The sequence below is a fragment of the Streptomyces sp. AK02-01A genome (assembly GCF_033795305.1).
Taxonomy (GTDB): Bacteria; Actinomycetota; Actinomycetes; order Streptomycetales; family Streptomycetaceae; genus Streptomyces.
In genome coordinates, this window is sequence record NZ_JARBAE010000001.1 from 472,968 (window position 1) to 495,723 (window position 22,756).

Annotated in this window: 20 protein-coding genes; 11 read left to right on the forward strand and 9 right to left on the reverse strand. The window is 69.7% G+C overall.

Features of this window, described 5'->3' with window-relative positions:
• Nucleotides 1–32: 32 nt before the first annotated feature.
• Genes PV679_RS02015 through PV679_RS02025 form a run of 3 tightly spaced genes read right to left on the reverse strand, consistent with a single transcriptional unit; the run spans nt 33 to nt 2,831 of the window.
• On the reverse strand, nt 33–974 hold the full coding sequence (locus tag PV679_RS02015; RefSeq protein ID WP_319678419.1) for a metal ABC transporter permease: 942 nt from the start codon (nt 972–974) through the stop codon (nt 33–35).
• A gap of 2 nt (nt 975–976) precedes the next feature.
• Nucleotides 977–1,816: a metal ABC transporter ATP-binding protein gene (locus tag PV679_RS02020; RefSeq protein ID WP_319678420.1), complete on the reverse strand. Its 840-nt coding sequence runs from the start codon at nt 1,814–1,816 to the stop codon at nt 977–979.
• Between the two features lie 43 nt (nt 1,817–1,859).
• On the reverse strand, nt 1,860–2,831 hold the full coding sequence (locus PV679_RS02025) for a metal ABC transporter substrate-binding protein (protein WP_319678421.1): 972 nt from the start codon (nt 2,829–2,831) through the stop codon (nt 1,860–1,862).
• Nucleotides 2,832–2,975: 144 nt separating this feature from the next.
• Here PV679_RS02025 and PV679_RS02030 point away from each other — a divergent pair, with 144 nt between their 5' ends.
• Nucleotides 2,976–4,358: a glycine--tRNA ligase gene (locus PV679_RS02030; protein WP_319678422.1), complete on the forward strand. Its 1,383-nt coding sequence runs from the start codon at nt 2,976–2,978 to the stop codon at nt 4,356–4,358.
• 92 nt (nt 4,359–4,450) lie between these two features.
• Nucleotides 4,451–4,657, forward strand: coding sequence for a hypothetical protein (locus PV679_RS02035; RefSeq protein ID WP_319678423.1), 207 nt, complete (start codon nt 4,451–4,453; stop codon nt 4,655–4,657).
• A gap of 19 nt (nt 4,658–4,676) precedes the next feature.
• On the opposite strand, the gene PV679_RS02040 is transcribed toward PV679_RS02035, so the two are convergent.
• Together PV679_RS02040 and PV679_RS02045 are read right to left on the reverse strand one after the other, a co-directional pair.
• Nucleotides 4,677–5,261, reverse strand: coding sequence for a TetR/AcrR family transcriptional regulator (locus PV679_RS02040; protein WP_319678424.1), 585 nt, complete (start codon nt 5,259–5,261; stop codon nt 4,677–4,679).
• Between the two features lie 108 nt (nt 5,262–5,369).
• Nucleotides 5,370–6,395, reverse strand: a complete 1,026-nt coding sequence (locus PV679_RS02045) for an aldo/keto reductase (protein WP_319678425.1) — start codon at nt 6,393–6,395, stop codon at nt 5,370–5,372.
• A gap of 275 nt (nt 6,396–6,670) precedes the next feature.
• On the opposite strand from PV679_RS02045, the gene PV679_RS02050 reads away from it, so the two are divergent.
• Nucleotides 6,671–6,901, forward strand: coding sequence for a DUF6243 family protein (locus tag PV679_RS02050; RefSeq protein ID WP_319678426.1), 231 nt, complete (start codon nt 6,671–6,673; stop codon nt 6,899–6,901).
• An 84-nt stretch (nt 6,902–6,985) separates the two neighbouring features.
• Here the strand turns inward: PV679_RS02050 and PV679_RS02055 are convergent, their stop codons facing one another.
• Nucleotides 6,986–8,380 carry an MFS transporter gene (locus PV679_RS02055; protein WP_319678515.1) on the reverse strand — a complete coding sequence of 465 codons (1,395 nt, stop codon included), beginning with the start codon at nt 8,378–8,380 and terminating at the stop codon, nt 6,986–6,988.
• 227 nt (nt 8,381–8,607) lie between these two features.
• Between PV679_RS02055 and PV679_RS02060 the strand changes: the two genes are divergently transcribed.
• Nucleotides 8,608–9,462, forward strand: a complete 855-nt coding sequence (locus PV679_RS02060) for a helix-turn-helix transcriptional regulator (RefSeq protein ID WP_319678427.1) — start codon at nt 8,608–8,610, stop codon at nt 9,460–9,462.
• On the opposite strand, the gene PV679_RS02065 is transcribed toward PV679_RS02060, so the two are convergent.
• Complete coding sequence (locus PV679_RS02065) at nt 9,435–10,892, reverse strand: MFS transporter (RefSeq protein ID WP_319678428.1); 1,458 nt, start codon at nt 10,890–10,892, stop codon at nt 9,435–9,437. The two genes, PV679_RS02060 and PV679_RS02065, sit on opposite strands and share 28 nt — an antisense overlap.
• A gap of 52 nt (nt 10,893–10,944) precedes the next feature.
• Between PV679_RS02065 and dusB the strand changes: the two genes are divergently transcribed.
• Nucleotides 10,945–12,156: a tRNA dihydrouridine synthase DusB gene (gene dusB / locus PV679_RS02070; RefSeq protein ID WP_319678429.1), complete on the forward strand. Its 1,212-nt coding sequence runs from the start codon at nt 10,945–10,947 to the stop codon at nt 12,154–12,156.
• Between the two features lie 14 nt (nt 12,157–12,170).
• Here dusB and PV679_RS02075 read toward each other — a convergent pair whose 3' ends face one another.
• Nucleotides 12,171–12,947, reverse strand: coding sequence for a GntR family transcriptional regulator (locus PV679_RS02075; protein WP_319678430.1), 777 nt, complete (start codon nt 12,945–12,947; stop codon nt 12,171–12,173).
• A 298-nt stretch (nt 12,948–13,245) separates the two neighbouring features.
• Here PV679_RS02075 and PV679_RS02080 point away from each other — a divergent pair, with 298 nt between their 5' ends.
• The 6 genes from PV679_RS02080 to ppdK all read left to right on the forward strand — a co-directional run bounded on the left by PV679_RS02080 (nt 13,246) and on the right by ppdK (nt 21,167).
• A complete protein-coding gene (locus PV679_RS02080; protein ID WP_416069630.1) occupies nt 13,246–14,409 on the forward strand; it encodes an ABC transporter substrate-binding protein in 1,164 nt (387 codons plus the stop codon).
• Complete coding sequence (locus PV679_RS02085; protein ID WP_416069631.1) at nt 14,409–15,341, forward strand: ABC transporter permease; 933 nt, start codon at nt 14,409–14,411, stop codon at nt 15,339–15,341. The genes PV679_RS02080 and PV679_RS02085 overlap by 1 nt, the downstream gene beginning before the upstream one ends.
• Nucleotides 15,329–16,261, forward strand: a complete 933-nt coding sequence (locus PV679_RS02090) for an ABC transporter permease (RefSeq protein ID WP_319678431.1) — start codon at nt 15,329–15,331, stop codon at nt 16,259–16,261. The genes PV679_RS02085 and PV679_RS02090 overlap by 13 nt, the downstream gene beginning before the upstream one ends.
• A gap of 5 nt (nt 16,262–16,266) precedes the next feature.
• Nucleotides 16,267–17,388 carry an ABC transporter ATP-binding protein gene (locus PV679_RS02095; protein WP_319678432.1) on the forward strand — a complete coding sequence of 374 codons (1,122 nt, stop codon included), beginning with the start codon at nt 16,267–16,269 and terminating at the stop codon, nt 17,386–17,388.
• On the forward strand, nt 17,385–18,074 hold the full coding sequence (locus tag PV679_RS02100) for an HAD family phosphatase (protein ID WP_319678433.1): 690 nt from the start codon (nt 17,385–17,387) through the stop codon (nt 18,072–18,074). The genes PV679_RS02095 and PV679_RS02100 overlap by 4 nt, the downstream gene beginning before the upstream one ends.
• A 339-nt stretch (nt 18,075–18,413) precedes the next feature.
• Complete coding sequence (ppdK, locus tag PV679_RS02105; protein ID WP_416069632.1) at nt 18,414–21,167, forward strand: pyruvate, phosphate dikinase; 2,754 nt, start codon at nt 18,414–18,416, stop codon at nt 21,165–21,167.
• 222 nt (nt 21,168–21,389) lie between these two features.
• Here the strand turns inward: ppdK and PV679_RS02110 are convergent, their stop codons facing one another.
• Nucleotides 21,390–22,544 (reverse strand): alkaline phosphatase PhoX, encoded by a 1,155-nt coding sequence (locus PV679_RS02110; protein WP_319678434.1) that lies wholly within the window; start codon nt 22,542–22,544, stop codon nt 21,390–21,392.
• Nucleotides 22,545–22,756: the final 212 nt, after the last annotated feature.

Here is a 22,756-nt window from a genome sequence, read left to right on the forward strand (position 1 = left end):
GCATCCATCGGGCCCATTCTGCCAGTTCGTGGTCACGCCGTGATGTCGTCGGCGGGCCGCCGCGCGGCAGGTACGGACGGAGCCTTCACCGCGCGGTCCTCCTCGGCCGACGGCGGTTCGGCGGTCGCCTCGTGCGCCTCCGGCACAGCCTTCAGCGCGCGGGCCCGGCGTCGTGCCAGCGGAGTGGCGAGCGCGGTCAGGACCAGGAAGAGGCCGATCGCGATCAGCACGATCGTCGCGCCGGGCGGTACGTCCTGGTAGTACGAGGTGACCGTGCCGGCCAGTGTGACGGCCGTACCGATCACGACGGCCAGCACAAAGGTCACCAGGAAGGACCGGGTGATCTGCTGGGCCGCCGCCACCGGCACCACCATCAGCGCGCTGACCAGCAGCAGTCCCACCACCCGCATGGCGACGGTGACCGTCATCGCGGCCGTGACCGCGATCAGCAGATTCAGCGCGCGCACCGGCAGTCCGGTGACCCGGGCGAACTCCTCGTCCTGGCTGACCGCGAAGAGCTGCCGTCGCAGCCCCACCGTGACCAGCACGACAAAGGCGGCGAGCACGGAGATCGAGATCACGTCCTGGGACGAGACCGTGGAGAGCGAACCGAAGAGATACGAGCTGAGCACCCCGGTGGAGCCGTTCGGCGCGAGATTGATCAGCAGTACACCGCCCGACATTCCGCCGTAGAACAGCATGGCCAGCGCGATGTCACCGCGGGTGCGGCTGTACGTCCTGATCAGCTCCATCGTCACGGCGCCGAACACCGAGACCAGGGTCGCCATCCACACCGGGCTGGTGGAGAGCAGAAAGCCCAGGCCGACGCCGGTCAGGGCGACATGGCCGATGCCGTCGCCCATCAGCGCCTGGCGGCGCTGCACGAGATGGATACCGATGGCGGGAGCGGTGATACCGACGAGCACCGCCGCGATCAGGGCCCGCTGCATGAGTGCGCTCTGGAGGATTTCCATGGTCAGGTCAGCAGTCCCGTACGGAGCGGCTCACCGGCCGCGTGAGGATGGGCATGGTCATGGCCGGGCCCGGAGTGCGGGCCGACGGTCCCTGGCGGTCCCTCGCGCACCACGCGGCCGTCGTGCAGGACCACCGCGCGGTCGATCAGCGGCTCCAGCGGGCCCAGTTCATGCAGGACGAGCAGGACGGTCGTGCCGGCCGCCACCTGCTGGCGCAGGGTCGCCGCCAGAATCCGCTGGCTGGCCAGGTCCACGCCCGCCATCGGCTCGTCCATGATCAGCAGATCGGGTTCGGCGGCGAGTGCCCTGGCTATCAGCACGCGCTGGTGCTGGCCGCCGGAGAGCGCGTTGACGGAGTCCTTGGCGCGGTCGGCGAGCCCCACGAGTTCGATGACCCGCTGGACGGCCGCCCGGTCCGCTCTGCCGGGCCACCGCAGCTTCGTACGGGACAGCCGGCCGGCGGACACGACCTCGCGGACCGTGGCGGGCACGCCGCCCGCCGCCGTGGTGCGCTGCGGTACGTACCCGATGCGCGCCCAGTCGCGGAAGCGGCGCCGTTCCGTGCCGAACAAGGTGATCTCGCCTTCGGTCAGCGGCACCTGGCCGATGACCGCGCGGACGAGCGTGGACTTGCCCGAGCCGTTGGCGCCGAGCAGGGCGACGACCTCACCGCGGCGCACGGTGAGGTCGACGCCTCGCAGCACGGGACGTGAGCCGAGTTCCGCTCCGGCGCCGCGGACGGATATGACAGATGTGGCGTCCTGGTCCGCCTGCCCGTTCTCCGCCGCGGGCGCGGCTGTCTCCGCGGCCCGCGCGGATCCCGCGCCGTGCACAGTCGCCATGTCGGGCGCCTCCGATGCTGCTGGCTGTTTCACGTGACACGCTTCACTTCGCGCCGAGTGCCTTCTGGAGTGCGGTCAGGTTGGACTCCATGACCTCGATGTAGTCGCCGCCCTTGGACCGGTCCGTGATCCCTTCGATCGGGTCGAGGACATCGGTCTTCAGACCCGCGTCGGCGGCGATGGTCTTGGCGGTCTTGTCGCTGGTGAGCGTCTCGAAGAATACGGTGCTCACCTTCTCGCGCTTCGCAACGGCCCCCAGATCGCTGATCCGCGCCGGGCTCGGCTCCGCCTCCGGGTCCATCCCGACGATGGCCTCCTGCTCCAGGCCGTAGCGCTCGGCGAGGTAGCCGAAGGCGGCGTGGGTGGTGATGAAGGTCTTGCCGGTGGTGTTCGCGAGGCCCTGCTTGAAGGCGGAGTCGAGGTCGCCGAGCTTCTTGACCAGGGCGTCGGTGTTCTTCTTGTAGTCGGCGGCGTGGTCCGGGTCGGCCTTCTCGAAGGAGGCGCCGACGCCCTGGGCGACCTCGGCGAACCGCACCGGGTCGAGCCAGATGTGCGGGTCGTTGCCGTCCGGTGTGGCCTCTTCCGCCTCGGCTTCGTGGGTCTCCTCGTGCACACCGGCCTCGGTGCCGTGCTTCTCCAGCGTCGTGAGAGAGCCGGCGTCCACGACGTTCTCGTCGCCGGACTGGGCGACGGCGTCGTCGACGGCCGGCGCGACGCCCTTGAGATAGAGGATGACGCCCGCGTCGCCGAGCCTGGCGACGTCCCTGGGCTTGAGCTCCAGGTCGTGCGGCTCGACACCGGGCGGTGTGAGAGTGGTGACGGAGACATGGTCGCCGCCGATCTCCGTGGCCAGGAACTGCAGCGGATAGAACGACGCGGTGATCCCGAGTTTCTCTCCGCCCTTCTTGTCGCCTCCGTCGGCGGCGTCGGAGGCGGAGCAGGCGGACAATGAGACCAGGCCGAGTGTGACAGCTCCGGCCATGGCGGCGGTGGGTATGAGGCGTCGTACGTTCATGACAGTCATTTTCAACAAAACTGGAAACGATTGTCAACAAGGGACGGTACGGACTCTTACCTCGCACCGATTTGATCCAGAGGGTGCGGCCGCCGGTAATCTGAAGCATTCGCCGTTCGTCGTCGTCGTAATGAAGAGAGCACCGTGGCCGCCGACAAGATCGACAGCATCGTCAACCTGAGCAAGCGCCGTGGCTTCGTCTACCCGTCCAGTGAGATTTACGGTGGTCAGCGAGCCGCCTGGGACTACGGGCCGCTCGGAGTCGAGCTCAAGGAGAACCTCAAGCGCCAGTGGTGGCGCTACATGGTCACCTCGCGCGAGGACGTTGTCGGTCTCGACTCGTCAGTGATCCTGGCCACGGAGGTCTGGGAGGCGTCCGGCCACGTCGCGACCTTCACCGACCCGCTCACCGAGTGCACCTCCTGCCACAAGAGGTTCCGCGCGGACCACCTGGAGGAGGCGTACGAGGAGAAGCACGGCAAGGCCCCCGCGAATGGCCTGGTCGACCTCAACTGCCCCAACTGTGGCAACAAGGGCACCTTTACCGAGCCCAAGCAGTTCTCCGGCCTGCTCACCACCCACCTCGGCCCGACGCAGGACTCCGGCTCCGTCGCCTATCTGCGGCCCGAGACCGCACAGGGTATTTTCACCAACTTCGCCCAGGTGCAGCAGACTTCCCGCAAGAAGCCGCCGTTCGGCATCGCTCAGACGGGCAAGTCCTTCCGGAACGAGATCACTCCGGGCAACTTCATCTTCCGCACCCGTGAGTTCGAGCAGATGGAGATGGAGTTCTTCGTCAAGCCGGGCGAGGACGAGCAGTGGCAGGAATACTGGATGGAGCAGCGCTGGAACTGGTACCGCGACCTGGGTCTCCGCGAGGAGAACATGCGCTGGTACGAGCACCCGAAGGAGAAGCTCTCCCACTACTCCAAGCGCACCGCTGACATCGAGTACCGCTTCCAGTTCGGCGGCAGCGAGTGGGGCGAGCTGGAAGGTGTCGCCAACCGCACCGACTACGACCTCACGGCGCACTCCAAGGCGTCGGGCCACGACCTGTCGTTCTTCGACCAGGAGGCCGGCGAGCGCTGGACTCCGTATGTGATCGAGCCGGCCGCCGGTGTGGGCCGCGCGATGCTCGCGTTCATGCTCGACGCGTACAACGAGGACGAGGCGCCCAACGCCAAGGGCGTACTGGAGAAGCGCACCGTGCTGCGGCTCGACCCGCGTCTGGCGCCGGTCAAGGTCGCCGTGCTGCCGCTCTCCCGCAACCCGCAGCTCTCGCCGAAGGCCAAGGGTCTCGCCACGGACCTGCGGCGCAACTGGAACATCGAGTTCGACGACGCCGGCGCCATCGGCCGCCGCTACCGCCGCCAGGACGAGATCGGTACGCCGTTCTGCGTCACCGTCGACTTCGACACTCTCGATGACAACGCGGTGACCGTGCGCGAGCGCGACACGATGAAGCAGGAGCGCGTTTCGCTGGACCAGATCCAGAGCTACCTCGGCGGCCGGCTGCTCGGCTGCTGACCTGTTACGTTCATGGCAATGAAGCCCCCGGTTCCGCCACGGAACCGGGGGCTTCACTGCAGACTGGGCACACGCGTCAACAGGAGGCACGGATGCCGTCCACGACCACCAGCAAGGTCAGCAGATGGGATCAGCACGGACGGGAACATGTCGTTCGCGTCCAGAAGGCAGGTGTGCAGCGGTCGTTGATATGTGACACCTGCGGCTGGCGCAAGGGAGCGCAGTTCCTGCCGTGGCTCAAGGCCGAGGAACATCTCACCGAAGCCCACCAGGCGACGGTGGACCCGACCACCGGCTGACGGCGAGCGGCGGACCGGCTCAGACCCGCAGCCCGCGCAGTATCAGATCGCACACGGCGGTGAACTCGTCGCCGATGGTGGGCTTGTGCCACTCCGCGGCGTACGCCGGGTCATGGAAGCGGGAGGTGGCGGTGAACACCGCGCCGGCCGCGGCGGCCGGGTCCGCCGCCGTGAACTCCCCGGCGCGCACGCCCTCCTGGACGATCCTGGTGAGCTGCGCCGTGAGCTCCGTCAGATGTGCGTCGACCACCGCGCTGTTCTCCGCGATGAGCGCGGAGAAGGTGGCGAACAGCTCCGGATCGTCTCCCGCCTTGTGGCGCTTGGCGTCGAACAGCGTCAGCAGCCAGCCGCGCAGCTTCTCCGGGCCCGGTGCGGCAGCGGTGCCGGTGATCTGCTCCAGGGCGGCCTCCGTGCGCCGCAGCCAGCGCGCGGTGACGGCCTCGCGCAGCGCCGCCTTGGTGCGGAAGTGTCGATAGACGCTGCCGTGGCTGACGCCGAGCAGCCGCGCCACATCGACGACCGTCGCCTTGGCCGGGCCGTAGCGGCGCAGGACCTCCTCGGTGGCTTCGAGGATGCGCTCGGCGGTCAGGGACTCGGTGGCCATGGAGTGTCCGGCCTTTCTTGGTCTGTGCGGCGTACCTGACAGATGACGTTACCTGTCAGCCACCACCGTCCGGCCGTCCGCCGACCGCCGCCGCCGATGGCCGCACGGTCAGCGCTCGCTGTCGAGATGCGGCATCTGCGCGGCCGGATAGCGGTCGCCGGCGGCGGCGCCGGCCGGGACGGCCCGCTCGATGGCGGCGAGATCGTCCGCGTCGAGCAGGCCGTCCGGGCCGCCGCCGAAGGCGCCGAGGGCCTCGGCCAGCCGGTCGGGCCGGCGGGCGCCGACGAGCGGCACGATGTCGTCGCCTCGCGACAGCACCCAGGCGATGGCGATCTGGGCGACGGTGACGCCCTTGCGCTCGGCGATCTCACGCAGCGAGTCGACCAGCGCCAGATTGTGCCGGAGGTTGCTGCCCTGGAAGCGAGGGCTGGCGGCGCGGAAGTCGGCCGGGTCCAGCTCGCGCGTATGAGTGAAGTGGCCGCTGATCAGCCCGCGCGAGAGCACGCCGTACGCCGTGACGCCGATGCCCAGCTCGCGGACGGTGGGCAGGATGGTGTCCTCGATCCCGCGCGAGATCAGGGAGTACTCGATCTGGAGGTCGGAGATCGGGGCGACGGAGGCCGCCCGGCGGATGTTCTCGGCGCCGGCCTCGGAGAGACCGATGTGGCGCACATGGCCGGCCTCGACCAGCTCGGCGATGGCGCCGACCGTCTCCTCGATCGGGACGTCCGGGTCGACCCGGGCGAGCCGGTAGATGTCGATGTGGTCCGTGCCGAGGCGCCGCAGCGAGTACGCCGCGAAGTTTTTCACGGCGGCCGGACGTCCGTCGTTTCCGGCCCAGCCGTTGTCCGGGTCGCGCAGCGCGCCGAACTTGACGCTGGTGAGGGCCCGCTCGCGGGCTCCGGCCGGAGCGGTGCGCAGCGCTTCGTTGATCAGCAGTTCGTTGTGGCCCATGCCGTAGAAGTCGCCCGTGTCGAGCAGGGTGACGCCGGCGTCCAGGGCGGCGTGGATGGTGGCGATCGAGTCGGCGCGGTCGCCGCCCACGTACAACGCGGACATGCCCATGCAGCCGAGCCCGAGAGCGGAGACATGCGGGCCGGTGGAGCCGAGGCGGCGGGTGGGGAGGGTGGCCATGAGATTGCCTCCGATGCGGATCCCGCCGGAGAGCGGGCGGGAGCGATATGGATCAAGGAGTGACCCGACCGACTATGGCATGACGGATGACAGATTTCAATTTCTGTCATCGGTCATCTGTTGGCCCGCCGTCGAAAACGAGTCACGTCCACTCCTCGCCCGGTGGTAGCGTCTTGGGCATGTTCTTCCAGATCTACGAGTGAGAGCGCGGCGGCCACAGCCCGCCCCCCACCGACGAATCCGCAGATCACTTCTCATCACATCGGGAGAACCCCGTGGCAAAGAGCCGCAACAACCTTCTCGGCGTGGGTGGACAGCGCAAGAAGCTGTCCCGCGCCGATCAGCAGGGCAACGGCCCGGCGCGCAACGCCGACCGCAAGGCCGCCGAGGACCAGAAGCAGGAGCTGCTGCGCAAGATGCGCGAGCGCGCCTCAGGACAGGGCGAGCAGCAGGACGACGCGGCCGCCGACGACCGGGCGGACGACGAGGCCGCCGCACAGGACTGACGCGCCGACACCCTCACCGTACGGAACCGGGCCCGGATCACCGCGAGATGATCCGGGCCCGGTGGCATGAAGCGGCCTTGGCCGTCAGCTCACCGAGCGCGGCAGCCGCAGGCTCAGCAGCACCGTCAGCACGACCACGCCGAGCTGTGCCAGCAGCGTGATCACCAGCGCGTCCCGCATCCCTGCCGAAGCGGCCAGGGTCAGGAAGAGCGTGCCGAGGGTCGCCACTCCCAGCGCCAGCGCGGACTGCTGGGTCGTGACCATCACGCCGCTGCCGACTCCGGCCCGCTCGGACGGTACGTCGGAGAGCACGATCCGGAAGAGGACGGGCAGTTGGAGGCCCTGTCCGAGGCCGGCCAGCGCCATGCCGGGCAGCAGCTCCAGCCAGCCGACCGACGGCCAGCCGCCCCAGACGGCGAGCGCCAGCAGCGCGACACCGACGCCCTGGGACACCGCGCCCGCCGTCACCACGAGGCTGCCGTACCGCCGGACCAGCCGAGGTCCGGCCAGCGAGGCACCGAAGAAGGTCACGGCCATCGGCACCAGCGCCGTCCCGGCGCCCACGGCCCCCATGTGCAGGCCCTGCTGGAGCGCTATCGCGATCACGAACATGAAGCCGCCGAACCCGATCGAGAACGGCAGTACCAGCGCCAGCCCTCGTCTGAGCGAGACCAGCGCGAGCAGGCTCGGTGGCACCAGCGGTGTCCTGCCCTGCCGGTCCGCGCGTTTCTCGACGCGATGGAAGGCGACGGCCGCGATCGGGAAGGCGGCGAGCGAGACCCAGGTCCAGGCCGGCCAGCCGGCCGCCCGGCCCTCCGTGAGTGGCGCCAGCAGTGTCACCAGCGCGACGGCCAGCAGCACCGTTCCCGGTGTGTCGATGGGCGCGGGCCGCTGGGAGCGGGTCTCGGGCACCGAACGTATCGCCAGCACCAGGCCCGTCAGCGCGACCGGCACATTGACCAGGAAGATCGCCCGCCAGCCGCTGCCGGCGATGTCCGCGGCGACCAGGACGCCGCCCAGGATCTGGCCCGCGACCATCGACAGGCCGGCCGTCGCGCCGTACAGGCTGATCGCCTTCGCGCGGCGCGGCCCGGACGTCGCGGACTGGATGGTGGCCAGCACCTGCGGCAGCATCAGCGCGGCCGCGGCGCCCTGTGCCACCCGGGCGCCGACCAGCGTCCAGGCGTTCGGCGCGAGACCGCAGGCGAGTGAGGTGATCGCGAAGGCCGCCATCCCGGCGAGGAAGAGCCTTCGGCGGCCGAACATGTCGCCGAGCCGACCGCCGAGGACAAGCAGCACGGCGTACGAGAGCCCGTATCCGGCGACCACCAGCTCCAGCAGGGCCGGCCCGGCGGCCAGATCGCGGTCGATGGTCGGCAGAGCGACATTGACGATGAAGAAGTCGATCAGCGGCAGCGCCGCACCGACCAGTACCGTGAACAGACCGAGGGCGCCGAGTACGGACCCGTGGTCATGGATGACGGATCCGCCGGAGGCCGCCTCGGTGGAAGAAGTCGCGGCCGGACTCGTCGACGTACGCGTCTTCACCGACTTCGTCAGCGAGGTGACCGGTTCTGGCACGGGCGCAGATGCTTCTTTGCTCACCCCATCGACAATCGCTCTCGGCGGAGCCTGGTACCAGAGTGTCTTTATCCTGGTACATCGACTACCTGGCAATCGGCTGAGGCGTGCGGCAAGCTGGAACGATGACCGTAGCTGCGCAGGAAACGGACATCCGGCGGCACGAGCTGGCGGGATTTCTGCGCAGCCGCCGCGAGCGCATCACTCCCGAGCAGGTCGGCCTGCCGCGTGGCAGCCGCCGGCGCACGCCGGGGCTGCGCCGTGAGGAGGTCGCTCAGCTCTCCGCCGTCGGCGTCACCTGGTACACCTGGCTGGAGCAGGCCCGGCATATCCAGGTCTCCGCGCAGGTGCTCGACGCGCTGGCCCGCGCGCTGCTCCTCGACCGCAGTGAGCGGACACATCTCTTCGCGCTGGCGGGCGCCGTCGATCCCGCGCCAGGGACGCCCTGTCCTCATGTCACGCCCGCGATGCGGCGGATGCTGGAGCGGCTTGAGCCGTTCCCGGCCTGTGTGCAGAACAGCCGGTACGACATCCTCGCGTACAACAGCGTCTACGGGCGGCTCATGTGCGACCTGGACGCGCTGCCGCCCGAGGACCGCAACTGCATGTGGCTGGCCTTCACCAACGAGGAGTGGCGTTCCGCGCTCGGCAACCGCCAGGAGACGATCCGGATGATGGCGGCCAAGTTCCGGGCCGCCATGGCCGAGCATCTCGCCGAGCCCGCCTGGAAGACACTGCTCGGACGGCTGCGGGCGGCCTCGCCGGAATTCTGTGAGATCTGGGAGCGGCACGAGGTGGTCGGCACCGGCGACAGGACCAAGAGATTTGTCAACGCCCGGGTCGGGCAGCTCAATCTGGAGCACACGAATCTCTGGCTCGGACCGTCCTCCGGCCCGCGGCTGGTGAGCTATGTGCCCGTCGACGACGAGTCCATGGCCCGGCTCGAACGGCTTCAGGCGTTGGTGCCCGCCGTGGTCTGAGCGGCGACGGACTTCTCCTCCAGCCGCCGCGCCGTCCGCTCCGCGGTCCGCCGGGCCCAGAGACCGGAGGTCAGCAGTCCCACCACCAGGACGCAGGCGCCGCAGGCCGTGATGATCCACCAGGCGGGCCGGCTCGCGTCTGTGAACCCCGCGCCGTACGACGCCGACGCGACGCCGCCCGCCAGCACCGCGCCGATCACGGCGACGCCCAGGGTCTGTCCGATCTGGCGGCTCGTGGAGGCGACCGCCGCCGCGACTCCGGCCTGCGAGCGGGGCATCCCGGAGACGGCGGTGTTGGTGATCGGCGCGTTCACCATGCCGAAGCCGATACCGAACAGCACATATCCGGTGAAGAGCAGCGCGGTGGTCGACTCCGCGCCGAAGGCGGCGAACAGCACACCGCTGATCGTCATGGCTATTCCGGCTATCAGCAGCGGAAGCCGTGGTCCGCGACTGCCGACCAGCCGGCCCGACAGCGGAGCGCAGAGGAAGGTCATGGCCGCCATCGGCAGGATGTACAGCCCGGCGCGCAGCGCGGAGAGGCCCCGTACGTCCTGGAGGAAGAGGGTGTTGAGGAAGAGGAACCCGCCGAGCGCGGCGAAACCGCACACGGCTATGACGGTCGCGCCGCTGAACGGCGCGCTGCGGAAGAACCGCAGATCGATCAGCGGCTCGGCGCGCCTCGGCTCGTACCAGAGCAGACCGGCCAGCGAGAGCGCCGCGACGGCGGCGAAGGACAGGATCAGCGGTGAGGTCAGTCCGGCCGACGGTGCCTCGATGATCGCGTAGGTCAGCGCGCCGAGGACGGCGATGATCAGCACCTGGCCGACCGGGTCGGGCCTGCGGGGCTTCGGAGCGCGGGACTCCGGGACATAGCGCCAGGTCAGCAGGAGGGCGGCGAGCCCGATCGGGAGATTGATCCAGAAGATCGACCGCCAGCCGACCGTGTCCACCAGCACTCCGCCGACCAGTGGTCCGGCCGCCATCGAGATGCCGACGACGGCGCCCCACGCGCCGATCGCGCGGGCGCGCTCGCGCGGGCCGGTGAAGGTGTTGGTGATGATCGACATCGCGACGGGGTTGAGCATCGAACCGCCGACGGCCTGCACCATGCGGAAGGCGACCAGCGATTCGAGGCTCGGCGCGAGAGAGCAGAGGAGCGAGCCGAGCGTGAAGATGACCAGCCCGGCCTTGAAGACCCGTCTGCGGCCGATCCGGTCGGCCGTGGAGCCCGCGAGCATCAGCAGCGACGCGAGGACGAGGGTGTAGGCGTCGATGGTCCACTGCAGTCCGGCCACCGAGGCATGCAGTTCCCTCTGCATGGACGGCAGGGCTACGTTCAGGACGGTGTTGTCCAGACTGACGATCAGCAGGCTCATACAGCAGATCGCCAGCACCAGTGATTTCCGTCGATGGCTGAGCTCGGGCATGCGTCGATAGTACGGCTAACTAATGAATGATGTGGTGCGCGACAATGGGCGGATGACCGCTCCGCTCGCCCCGCTCATGACCGCTCCGCTCGCCATCGGGCCGCACACCGTATGGCCTCCGGTGGTGCTCGCTCCCATGGCCGGAATCACCAACGCCCCCTTCAGGACGCTGTGCAGGGAATTCGCCCAGGGCGCGCGGGGATTCGGCGACCATGTCCCGACGGACGCGCCGGTGGAGGGCAGGGGACTGTTCGTCAGTGAGATGATCACCACACGCGCGCTGGTCGAACGCAATGAGAAGACCATGCAGTTGATCCACTTCGACGCCACCGAGACACCGCGCTCGATCCAGCTCTACGGAGTCGATCCGGTCACCGTCGGCAAGGCGGTACGGATGATCGTCGACGAGGGCCTGGCCGATCACATCGATCTGAACTTCGGCTGTCCGGTGCCCAAGGTCACGCGCAGAGGCGGCGGTTCGGCTCTTCCGTACAAGCGGCCGCTGCTGCGGGCGATCCTGCGTGAGGCGGTCTCCAACGCCGGCGATCTGCCGGTCACGATGAAGGTGCGCAAGGGCATCGACGACGACCACATCACCTGCCTCGACGCGGGACGCATCGCCGTCGAGGAGGGCGTGACGGCCATCGCGCTGCACGGCAGGACCGCCGCGCAGCACTACGGAGGCACGGCGGACTGGGACGCGATCGCGCGGCTCAAGGAGCATGTCCCGGAGATCCCGGTGCTCGGCAACGGCGACATCTGGTCGGCCGGTGACGCGCTGCGGATGATGCGCGAGACCGGCTGTGACGGTGTGGTCGTGGGACGCGGCTGCCTGGGACGGCCCTGGCTCTTCGGTGATCTGGTCGCGGCCTTCGAGGGAGCGGGACCCGGCGCCGGCGAGGCCCGTCCGACACTGCGCGAGGTCGCGGGCGTGATGCGACGGCACGCGGAACTGCTGGGCGAGTGGATCGGCGACGAGGCCCGCGGAGTGATCGACTTCCGCAAGCATGTGGCCTGGTATCTGAAGGGCTTCTCGGTCGGTTCGCAGATGCGCAAGCAGTTGGCGATCACCTCCTCGCTCGCCGAACTGGACGAACTGCTGGCCGGACTCGACCTGGACCAGCCGTGGCCGGACGGCGCGGAAGGACCGCGCGGGCGTACGTCGGGCAACAACCGGGTGGTCCTGCCGGACGGCTGGCTGAAGGACCCGTACGACTGCGCCGGGATCGGCGCGGACGCCGAACTGGACACCTCGGGCGGCTGATCCCGGAGCTCTGGTTAGCTGGTGACGCGGGCGTTCTGAGGTGTCACATCCGGGCCCGCCTGGCGCTCCAGCGGCGCCGCGGCCGCGGAGTTGGTGACACTGAAGGCCACGCTGCCCGCGCGATAGCGGTCGTCGGTCCACTCGATGGGACGGCCCGCGGCGGTGTACGTGAGATGGCGCTGTCTGAGCAGCGGGCTGCCGCGGCGGACCCGGAGCAGCCGGGCGTCCTCGCTGCCCGCCGCCACGGCGTCGATGAGATGGTCGCCGTAGTGGGCGACGATGCCCGCGTTCTCCGCGATGCTGTTCATGATCGAGACACAGTCCTCGGGCAGTGCCTGTACGACCGGTGCGACCCAGTCCGTGTAGGCGGTGCGCTCGACCATCACCGGCTCGCCGTCGAGCCACCGCAGCCGCAGGACGTACAGCACCTCACTGCCCGGCTCGATGCCCAGCCGGGCCGCGTCCTCCGGTGTGACCGGGCGTGCCGTACGGCTGAGGATGCGGCTGGAGACCTCGCAGCCCATGGCCTGCGCCCACTGCGCGAAGCTGTTGAGCTGCTGGAAGCTGTGGCGCCGCTCCTGACGCAGGACGACTCGTCTGGCGCCCTGGCGGGAGCCGATCAGGCCCTCCGACGCGAGCAGTCCCACCGCCTGCCGCACCGTGCCTCGCGACACGGACCAGCGGGCCGCCAGATCGCTCTCCGAAGGCAGTCGGGCGCCGACCGGATACTCGTCTCGCTGGATGGCCTGCCGGAGCGCCTCCGCGATCTCCAGATAGCGCGAACTGCCCACGCCTGCCCCCTCGGTCCGTCCCCGTGGAATTCCTGAACTGTGCACAGGTACGCCTACCCGTCGCGGACCTGGTCTTCACTCTAACCGCACGTTTCGACTGGGTCGCCGGCTCTCTGAGTGCCGCGTTGATCATTGAACGCCCGGAAAAGGTGTGTTCAGCAGCTAGTCCCGGAGGTTTGGTCTTCCTCGGGACGTGCCGCCCGAGTCATTGGACGTTCACTCCAGAGACATCCGGACCGGGCGAACTGGTGCCAGCTTGTATGAACAAGTGACACCACTTCACTCCCGGGAGAACCGCGTGACCCGACTGCGTGTCCGCGCCAACGGCCGGCTGGTAGCCGCCCTGGCGCTCAGTACCGTCGCACTCACCTCACTCACCGCGTGCGGTGCGAAGGAGGAGGCGGCGCCCGCCGCCGCCGACGGCGTCAAGAGCAGTGCCGCCGCCTCCGTGGCCGACTTCGGCACCATGCGGGACCTCGTCGCCGCGGCGGAGAAGGAAGGCGCGCTCAACGCGATCGCGCTGCCGCCGGACTGGGCCAACTACGGCGAGATCATCAAGACGTTCGAGGCCAAGTACAAGGTCAAGGTCAAGGTCGAGACGCCGGACGCCGCGAGCGCCGACGAGATCAACGCGATCAAGTCCCGCAAGGGCCAGGACCGCGCGCCCGACGTCGTCGACCTCGGTATCCCGTTCGACCGCAGCGGCGCCGCCGACAACCTCTTCGCGCCGTACAAGGTCGTCGCGTACGACAAGATCCCGGCCTCCCAGAAGGACGCGGACGCCCGCTGGTACAACGACTACGGCGGCTACATCTCCATCGGCTGCGACGCCTCCCGCGTCAAGGCCTGTCCCACGACCTTCGCCGATCTCCTCAAGCCCGAGTACAAGGGCAAGGTCGCCCTCAACGGCAACCCGAACAAGTCCGGCTCCGCCTTCGGCGGCGTGTACGCGGCGGCCCTCGCCAACGGCGGCTCGTTCAGCGACATCCAGCCCGGCATCGACTTCTTCGGCAAGCTGAAGAAGAGCGGCAACTTCATCCCCGTCGAGTCCACGCCGGCCACGGTCGAGAAGGGCGAGACGCCCATCTCCATCGACTGGGACTACCTCAACGCCAGCTACGCCGACGAGTTCAAGAGCAAGGGCGTCGACTGGAAGGTCTCCGTCCCGACGGACGGCGTGTACGCCCAGTACTACTCGCAGGCCATCAACAAGGACGCGCCGCACCCGGCCGCCGCGCGGCTGTGGATGGAGTTCCTGTACAGCGCCGAGGGCCAGAACCTCTTCCTCGCGGGCAACGCCAGGCCCGTACTGCTGCCCGCGATGACGACGGACGGCACCGCCGACAAGGCCCTCGTCGCCAAGCTTCCCGAGGTCCAGGGCGCGCCGGAGTTCCCCGAGTCCGCCGACCTGGACAAGGTGAAGGCCGCACTGACCCAGAACTGGGACAAGGCCGTCTCCTGATGTCCGCCCACACCACGCCCGCCCCGGGCCCGGCCGCCGCACCGGCCGTGCCCGCGCCCACTCCGGGCGCCGCCGACGGCAGCCGCCGTCGGCGGGGGCCGCGCGCCTGGCTCGGCGCCCTCCCGCTCTTCGTCTTCGCCGGACTCTGTTTCGGCCTGCCGCTCGGTGCCGTGCTGTACGGGGCCGTCACCACCACCGACCCGGTCAGCGGCGCGGTCGCCGCGACCGGCACCAACATCACGACCACGCTCCAGGGCCCGTATCTGACGTCCCTGGTCAGCAGCGTCGAACTCTCCGCACTGACCGCACTGATCGGCACCGTGCTGGGCATGCTGATCGCCCAGGCCGTCGTCACCTCGCGCGGCGGCGCACTGCGGGAATCCGTGCTCACCGCCTCCGGCGTCCTCGCCAACTTCGGCGGCATCCCGCTCGCCTTCGCCTTTGTCGCCACCCTCGGCATCTCCGGTGTGGTCACCCAGCTCATCCATCTCGAAGCGGCCGGCTGGAACCTGTACTCCTTCACCGGGCTCTGTGTGATCTATCTGTACTTCCTGGTGCCGCTGATGGTGCTGGTCAGCGTCCCGGCGCTGGACGGGCTGCGCCCGCAGTGGCGCGAGGCCGCGCAGAACGCCGGAGCCACCTCCTGGCAGTTCTGGCGCCATGTCGGACTGCCGGTCCTCGCGCCCACCCTGCTCGGCGGTTTCGTGCTGCTCTTCGGCAGCGCCTTCGCCGCGTACGCCACGGCCGCCGCGCTGGTCGGCGGTTCCGTCCCGCTGGTCACCCTGAAGATCGCGGACGCGCTCTCCGGCAATGTCCAGGTCGGTCAGGAGAATGTGGCGCTCGCACTGAGCCTCGACATGATCGTGATCGCCGGCCTGGTCATGGCGGTCTATCTGCCCCTCCAGCGACGGAGCACCCGATGGCTGCACTGACACCCACCGCCTCCACGGCTCCCGCCGCCCCGCGGAACCCGTCGCGGCGGAACAAGGCGGCCCGGCCACGGCCGCGCGTCTGGCGCGGCGCCGTCCTGGGCCTGGCCGGGATCTACTTCCTCGTACCGCTGCTGGCCTCGTTCGTCTTCACGGTGCACATTCCAGGACAGGGCGTCTCCTTCGACGCGTACAGCGGAATCCTGTCCGCCGAGGGTTTCTCCCAGAGCCTGCTGCTCTCGCTCGGCCTCGCCGCCGCCACCATCGCGCTCTCACTGCTGCTGGCGGTGCCGGCGCTGGTGGCCGTGCGGCTCGGCGCGCCGCGGCTGCGGCCCTTCGTCGAGATCGTCTGCACCCTGCCGCTGGTCGTGCCGCCCATCGCGCTGGTCAGCGGCATCACCACCGTGCTGCGCTGGGGTCCCGAGTATCTCTCCACCACGCCGCTGTACCAGACGTTCATCGCCGTCCAGAACGAGTCGTTCCCGCTGGTGCTGGTGTTCGCCTACACCGTCCTCGCGCTGCCGTTCGTGTACCGCTCGCTGGACGCCGGACTGCGCGCCGTCGATGTGCCGACCCTGGTGGAGGCCGCCCGCAACTGCGGAGCGAGCATGCCGTACGTGATCGTCCGGGTCGTCCTGCCCAATCTGCGCTCGTCGCTCGCCGGCGCCTCCTTCCTGACGCTGGCGCTGGTCCTGGGCGAATACACCATCGCCGCGCTGCTGGGCTTCCGGCCCTTCGCCGTGTGGATCGTGTCCATTTCGGGCAACCAGGCACAGACGTCCGTCGCCGTGTCCCTGCTCAGTCTGCTGATCGCCTGGGCGCTGCTGTTGGTCCTCTCCCGCGCCGGGGCCCGGGCCGGGGCCAGTGCCGCGGCCGGTTCCGCCGCTCCCTCCGCACCCACGCCCGCCTCCGGCAAGGAGTAGCCCCCATGTCATCCACCTCCACAGCGACCGCCGAGCGGCCGGAGCAGACGGCCGCGGCCGGCGCGCTGGTCGAATTCCGCGGACTGCGCCGGGCGTTCGGCTCCACCGTCGCGCTGAACGGCCTCGACCTCACGGCCAGGCCCGGTGAGCTGCTCGCTCTGCTGGGCCCGTCCGGCTGCGGCAAGACCACGGCGCTCCGCGTGCTCGCGGGCTTCGAGCGGCACGACGCCGGCGAGGTGCTGGTGGACGGCCAGGACATCACCCGGGTGCCCGCCAACCGGCGGGACGCGGGCATGGTCTTCCAGTCGTACAGCCTCTTCCCGCACCTCAACGCCCGTGACAACGTCGCCTTCGGGCTGCGGGTGCGCAAGGTCTCCGGCGCCGAGCGGCACGCCCGCGCGGCCGAACTCCTGGAACTCGTCGGCCTGCCGCAGCACGGTGACCGCTTTCCGCACCAGATGTCCGGCGGCCAGCAGCAGCGCGTCGCGCTCGCCCGTGCGCTGGCCCTGCGTCCGCGCGTCCTGCTGCTGGACGAACCACTGTCGGCACTCGATGCCAAGGTCCGGCTGACGCTGCGCGAGGAGATCAGGCGGCTCCAGCTCTCGCTGGGCATCACCACCATCTTCGTCACGCACGACCAGGAGGAGGCGCTGTCCATGGCCGACCGGGTCGCCGTGCTCAACGCGGGCCGCCTGGAGCAGTGCGCGCCACCGGCCGAGCTGTACGAGCGGCCCGCCACGGCCTTTGTCGCCGAATTCGTCGGCACGATGAACCGGCTGCCCGGACATCTCACCGACGGCGGCCGGGTCGAGGTCGCGGGCTCCACGCTGCCCGTCGACGGCGAGATCCCGGCGGGCCGGGAGGTGGAGGTGCTGATCCGGCCGGAGAATGTCAGCGCCACCGCCGACCCGGCGGGCACGGCCACGGTCGTCTCCGCGTCCTTCTTCGGCTCGGTCACCCGGGTGCTGCTCGATCTGCCCGGCGGCGGCTCGGTCAAGGCCGATGTGCCGTCGCGGGACGCCGGTGAGCTGGCGCCGGGCGTACGCGCGACGGTCACGCCCGCGCAGCGCCCGGTGCTGGTCGTACCGGCCGCCGCGGGCACGGCGACGTCCGGCAAGGACGCGTGACCAGCCCCGCGGCCGTGCTCTTCGACATGGACGGCACCCTGGTCGACACCGAGGTGCTGTGGTGGAACACGGCGGACGAGATCGCGGCGGGCCTCGGCCACCGGCTCACCGGCGCGGACGCGCCGGAGGTCGTGGGCCGGGCCGTCGCCGACACCGCCGCTCATCTGGTACGGGTCGCGGGCACCGGCTCCCGGGAGCGCGTGGCCGCCGAGCTGGCCGGCTCCTTCTTCCGGCGAGTGGAGGCCGGCGCTCCGCTGCGGCCCGGCGCCCGCCGGCTGCTGGCCGAGCTGGAGCGGGCCGAGGTGCCGTTCGCGCTGGTGAGCGCCTCACCACGGGCCGTGGTGGACTCGGTGGTGGCGGGCTCGCTGGCCGATGTCCGCTTCGCCTTCACGCTGTCGGCCGACGACACCGTACGGACCAAGCCGCATCCGGATCCGTACCGGGCGGCGGCCGAGCGTCTCGGTGTCGGGACCGGAGCCTGTGTGGCGGTGGAGGACTCGCCGGACGGCAGCGCCTCGGCGCAGGCCGCCGGGTGCGTGGTGCTGGTGGTGCCGTCGCTGCTGCCGGTGGACCCGGCGGCCGGTCGGTACTTCGCCCAGAGCCTGGAAGAGGTCGATCTCCGGGTGCTGCGCGACTGCGCGCGAGGCGGTCCGGATGCCGGAACCAGAGGGCCGTTCGGAGAGTGATTCTCGCCACGTTTGATAGAGCGGACGCTCAGACGAGCGGATGACGGCCGGCTGTATCTCCGGAAGGGGTGGCATGGGGTGCCACCCCTTCCGCGTTCAGATCGTAAACTCAACCGTGGAAGCTGTCGCTCATGTGAGCGTATGCGGTCATGAGCGGGTCATGCTCGCTTCGAGGAATGAAGAAGCCGGCGCTCGCCGACTACCCGCCGGTCACTTTCGATCCAGTGGCGGACGAGTGGTTGCGGCCGTATGACCGGCAAGTGGCCGTACCCAGGCACCTTCGATCTGGGTATGTTCCTCGCCGTCAGGGCAGCCACCGCGTCCTAGGAGCCGAGACCCGTGCCGGAGAACCAAGATTCCCACGTAGCCATCCCCGAGCCCCAGGACGTGAAGTTCGTCTACGACTTCACCGAGGGCAACAAGGATCTGAAGCATCTCCTCGGCGGCAAAGGTGCCAATCTCGCCGAGATGACCAACCTCGGGCTGCCCGTCCCTCCGGGCTTCACCATCACCACCGAGGCGTGCAACGTCTATCTCGACAGCGGTAAGGAACCGGCCGCGCTGCACGACGAGGTGAGTGTGCACCTCGACGCCCTTGAGCGGCGGATGGGCAAGAAGCTCGGTCAGGCCGACGACCCGCTGCTCGTCTCCGTACGCTCCGGAGCCAAGTTCTCCATGCCCGGCATGATGGACACCGTCCTCAACGTCGGACTCTCCGACGACTCCGTCGCCGGGCTCGCCGCGCAGGCCGGCGACGAGCGCTTCGCCTGGGACTCGTACCGCAGGCTCATCCAGATGTTCGGCAAGACCGTGCTCGGTGTCGACGGCGAACTCTTCGAGGTGGCGCTGGACGAGGCCAAGCGGGCCGGGAAGGCCGACAGCGATGTGGAGCTGGCGGCCGAGGACCTCAAGGAGCTGGTCAAGCAGTTCAAGAAGATCGTCTCCCGGGAGGCGGGCCGCGACTTCCCGCAGGATCCGCGCGAGCAGATGGACCTCGCGATCCGCTCGGTCTTCGACTCGTGGAACACCGACCGGGCCAAGCTCTACCGCCGTCAGGAGCGCATCCCCGGCGACCTCGGCACCGCCGTCAGCATCTGTTCGATGGTCTTCGGCAATCTCGGCCCGACAGCGACCTCCAAGGGCGGTGGCACCGGGGTCGCCTTCACCCGCGACCCGGCCGGCGGCCAGCAGGGCGTGTACGGCGACTACCTCCAGAACGCGCAGGGTGAGGATGTCGTCGCGGGCATCCGCAACACCGTCCCGCTCGCCGAACTGGAGACCATCGACAAGGCGTCCTACGACCAGCTCATGCAGATCATGGAGACGCTGGAGACGCACTACCGGGATCTGTGCGACATCGAGTTCACCATCGAGCGCGGCCGGCTGTGGATGCTCCAGACCCGCGTCGGCAAGCGCACCGCCGGCGCCGCCTTCCGGATCGCCACCCAGCTTGTCGACCAGGGCCTGATCGACGAGGCGGAGGCGCTCCAGCGCGTCAACGGCGCCCAGCTCGCCCAGCTCATGTTCCCGCGCTTCGACGACAGCGCCAAGCGCGAGCTGCTCGGGCGAGGGATCGCGGCCTCGCCCGGCGCGGCCGTCGGCAAGGCGGTCTTCGACTCGTACACCGCCATCAAGTGGTCGCGGTCGGGCGAGAAGGTCATCCTCGTCCGCCGCGAGACCAACCCCGACGACCTCGACGGCATGATCGCCGCCGAGGGCATTCTGACCTCGCGCGGCGGCAAGACCTCGCATGCCGCCGTCGTCGCGCGCGGCATGGGCAAGACCTGTGTGTGCGGCGCCGAGGAGCTGGAGGTCGACACCAAGGCGCGCCGGATGACCGTGAACGGGACCGTTATCGAGGAGGGCGACGTCATCTCCGTCGACGGCTCCACCGGCAAGGTCTATCTCGGCGAGGTCCCTGTCGTCCCGTCACCGGTCGTGGAGTACTTCGAGGGACGGATGCACGCGGGCGCCGACGACGCCGACGAACTGGTCGAGGCCGTCCACCGGATGATGGCGTACGCCGACCGCCGCCGCAGGCTGCGCGTGCGCGCCAACGCCGACAACGCCGAGGACGCGCTGCGCGCCCGCCGTTTCGGCGCTCAGGGCATCGGGCTGTGCCGGACCGAGCACATGTTCCTCGGTGAGCGCCGCGGCATGGTCGAGAGGCTGATCCTCGCCGACACGGACGACGAGCGCGGCGAGGCGCTGGCGGGCCTGCTGCCGCTCCAGCGGAAGGACTTCGTCGAGCTGTTCGAGGCGATGGACGGGCTTCCGGTCACGGTGCGTCTGCTCGATCCGCCGCTGCACGAGTTCCTGCCGGACATCACCGAACTGTCGGTCCGGGTCGCGCTCGCCGAGGCACGCAAGGACCACAACGAGAACGATCTGCGTCTCCTCCAGGCCGTCCACCGGCTGCACGAGCAGAATCCGATGCTGGGACTGCGCGGGGTCCGGCTCGGTCTGGTCATTCCCGGGCTGTTCACCATGCAGGTGCGGGCCATCGCGGAGGCGGTCGCCGAGCGCAAGAACGCCAACGGCGACCCGCGTGCGGAGATCATGATTCCGCTGGTGGGCACCGTCCAGGAGCTGGAGATCGTCCGGGACGAGGCCGAGCTGGTCATCGCCGAGGTCGAGCGGACCACGGGCGTCGAGATCAAGCTGGCGCTCGGCACGATGATCGAGCTGCCGCGCGCCGCGCTGACCGCGGGACAGATCGCGGAGGCCGCGGAGTTCTTCTCGTTCGGTACGAACGACCTGACCCAGACCGTATGGGGCTTCTCCCGCGACGATGTGGAGGCGAGCTTCTTCACGGCCTATCTGGAGAAGGGCATCTTCGGAGTCTCGCCGTTCGAGACGATCGACCGGGACGGCGTGGGCGCGCTCGTGCGGAGCGCGGTCGAGGCGGGCCGCGCCACCCGGCCCGATCTCAAGCTGGGCATCTGCGGTGAGCACGGCGGTGATCCGGAGTCGGTGCACTTCTTCCACGAGGTGGGCCTGGACTATGTCTCCTGCTCGCCGTTCCGGATCCCGGTGGCGCGGCTGGAGGCGGGCCGCGCGGCGGCCCAGCAGGGCGGCAGCGACTCCCGCTGACGACACCCGGCGGCTCCGGGCGTTCCTGTTCCCGCACGGCCGTCGCCCAGGATGCTCCGCCGCAGGACACCGGAGCCGTCGCCGCCGGTTCATCCCGACCCTCACCGGGCCGGTGGAACGGCTCCGGGGCACAGAGAAGAGGCGGGTGCCTGTGCGGGGCGCCCGCCTCTTCGTCACCGCGCCGGACGTTTCCACGCCTGGCGTCACTCCTTCGAGTGGTCTTTATGTCCGGAACGGACCCGTCACCTCGTAGGTGATGCCGCCGGAAGAGCTTCCGCTGGTGCCGCGCTGGCTGGAGAAGTACAGCCGCTTGCCGTCCGGCGAGAAGGCCGGTCCGGTGATCTCGGAACCGGACTGGCCGCCGACCCGCAGGAACGGTGCGACGACATCGTCCGGAGTGATCACACAGATCTCCAGATTGCCGCCGTCCTCCGCGACGAACAGATCGCCGGATCCGGACCCGGTGACATTGTCGACGCCGGTCAGCGGCGCCGTACCGGACACGAGCGAGTCGTCGTAGGCCAGCTCGATCGTGTTCGCGGCGGCGTTGTACTGCCAGACGCGGTTGTCGCCCTTGGTGGTGAACCAGCAGGTGTTGTCGGCGTAATAGCAGCCTTCGCCGCCGTTGAAACGCTTGGCGCCCGACACCTGGTCGCGGGTGGCCGTGGAGCCGCCGGGATCGGGGACGGTCGCCCAGCTCACCGGCCCGCTGGTGGCCGTACCGGCGACGAGCACCTCCAGCCGGCCCGCGGACAGATCGCCCCAGGTGGCCGGCGTGAAGCGGTAGAAGCAGCCGTCGGTGGTGTCCTCGGTCAGATAGACGGTCTTCCGTACGGGGTCGGCGGCGGCGGCCTCGTGCTTGAAGCGGCCCATCGCGTCCCGGCGGACCGGCGTCTTCACGCCCCACGGGTCGGTCTCGTAGACATAGCCGCGGTCCACCTCCTCGCAGGAGAGCCAGGTGTTCCACGGAGTCTTGCCGCCCGCGCAGTTCTGGCGGGTGCCGGAGAGGACGCGGTAGGCGGCGGTGATGGCGCCGGCCGAGGAGAACCGGACCGCGCTCGCGCCGCCCGACGGGTCGATCTCCGAGTTGGAGACATAGATCCAGCCGGTGCCGTCCGCGTAACAGGCGCCGCCGTCCGGCGCGTTGTGCCAGGTGTACGACGTGCCGGTGACCCGCTGCCCGGACCGGGCGATGACGCGGCTGGTGAATCCGGCCGGCAGCCGGATGTTGTTGGCGTCCGCCGCGCCGAGTGCTCCGTAGGGACCGGCTCCGGGCTGGGCGGGCGCGGCGATTGCCGCGCCGCGCCACAGAGTGCCGCCGAGGGCCGCGGCCGAGGTGCCGATGACAGCTCCGCGCAGGAAACTGCGACGTTCCACTGGTCGCTCCATGGGGGTGTCGTGACCGCCCCGCGGCGCCGGACAGCGCGGCGGGGTCGCACGTCGGTGGAGCCTATAAGCCCTGAATGGCCGCCGCCTGAACGCACGGTGAGCGCGCGTGTCTTGCGAGTGACACCGGCCCGTCCCGGAGAGCCGGCCGGTGTTCCGGAAAACTCGTGAAGATTTTCTCCGAACGGCGATGAGTTCGGCCG

Coding starts and splice junctions, on each gene's coding strand:
- PV679_RS02015 (WP_319678419.1), bottom strand. CDS start 974: ATGGAAATCCTCCAGAGCGCACTCATGCAGCGGGCCCTGATCGCGGCG.
- PV679_RS02020 (WP_319678420.1), bottom strand. CDS start 1,816: ATGGCGACTGTGCACGGCGCGGGATCCGCGCGGGCCGCGGAGACAGCC.
- PV679_RS02025 (WP_319678421.1), bottom strand. CDS start 2,831: ATGAACGTACGACGCCTCATACCCACCGCCGCCATGGCCGGAGCTGTC.
- PV679_RS02035 (WP_319678423.1), top strand. CDS start 4,451: ATGCCGTCCACGACCACCAGCAAGGTCAGCAGATGGGATCAGCACGGA.
- PV679_RS02040 (WP_319678424.1), bottom strand. CDS start 5,261: ATGGCCACCGAGTCCCTGACCGCCGAGCGCATCCTCGAAGCCACCGAG.
- PV679_RS02045 (WP_319678425.1), bottom strand. CDS start 6,395: ATGGCCACCCTCCCCACCCGCCGCCTCGGCTCCACCGGCCCGCATGTC.
- PV679_RS02060 (WP_319678427.1), top strand. CDS start 8,608: ATGACCGTAGCTGCGCAGGAAACGGACATCCGGCGGCACGAGCTGGCG.
- PV679_RS02065 (WP_319678428.1), bottom strand. CDS start 10,892: ATGCCCGAGCTCAGCCATCGACGGAAATCACTGGTGCTGGCGATCTGC.
- dusB (WP_319678429.1), top strand. CDS start 10,945: ATGACCGCTCCGCTCGCCCCGCTCATGACCGCTCCGCTCGCCATCGGG.
- PV679_RS02085 (WP_416069631.1), top strand. CDS start 14,409: ATGTCCGCCCACACCACGCCCGCCCCGGGCCCGGCCGCCGCACCGGCC.
- PV679_RS02090 (WP_319678431.1), top strand. CDS start 15,329: ATGGCTGCACTGACACCCACCGCCTCCACGGCTCCCGCCGCCCCGCGG.
- PV679_RS02095 (WP_319678432.1), top strand. CDS start 16,267: ATGTCATCCACCTCCACAGCGACCGCCGAGCGGCCGGAGCAGACGGCC.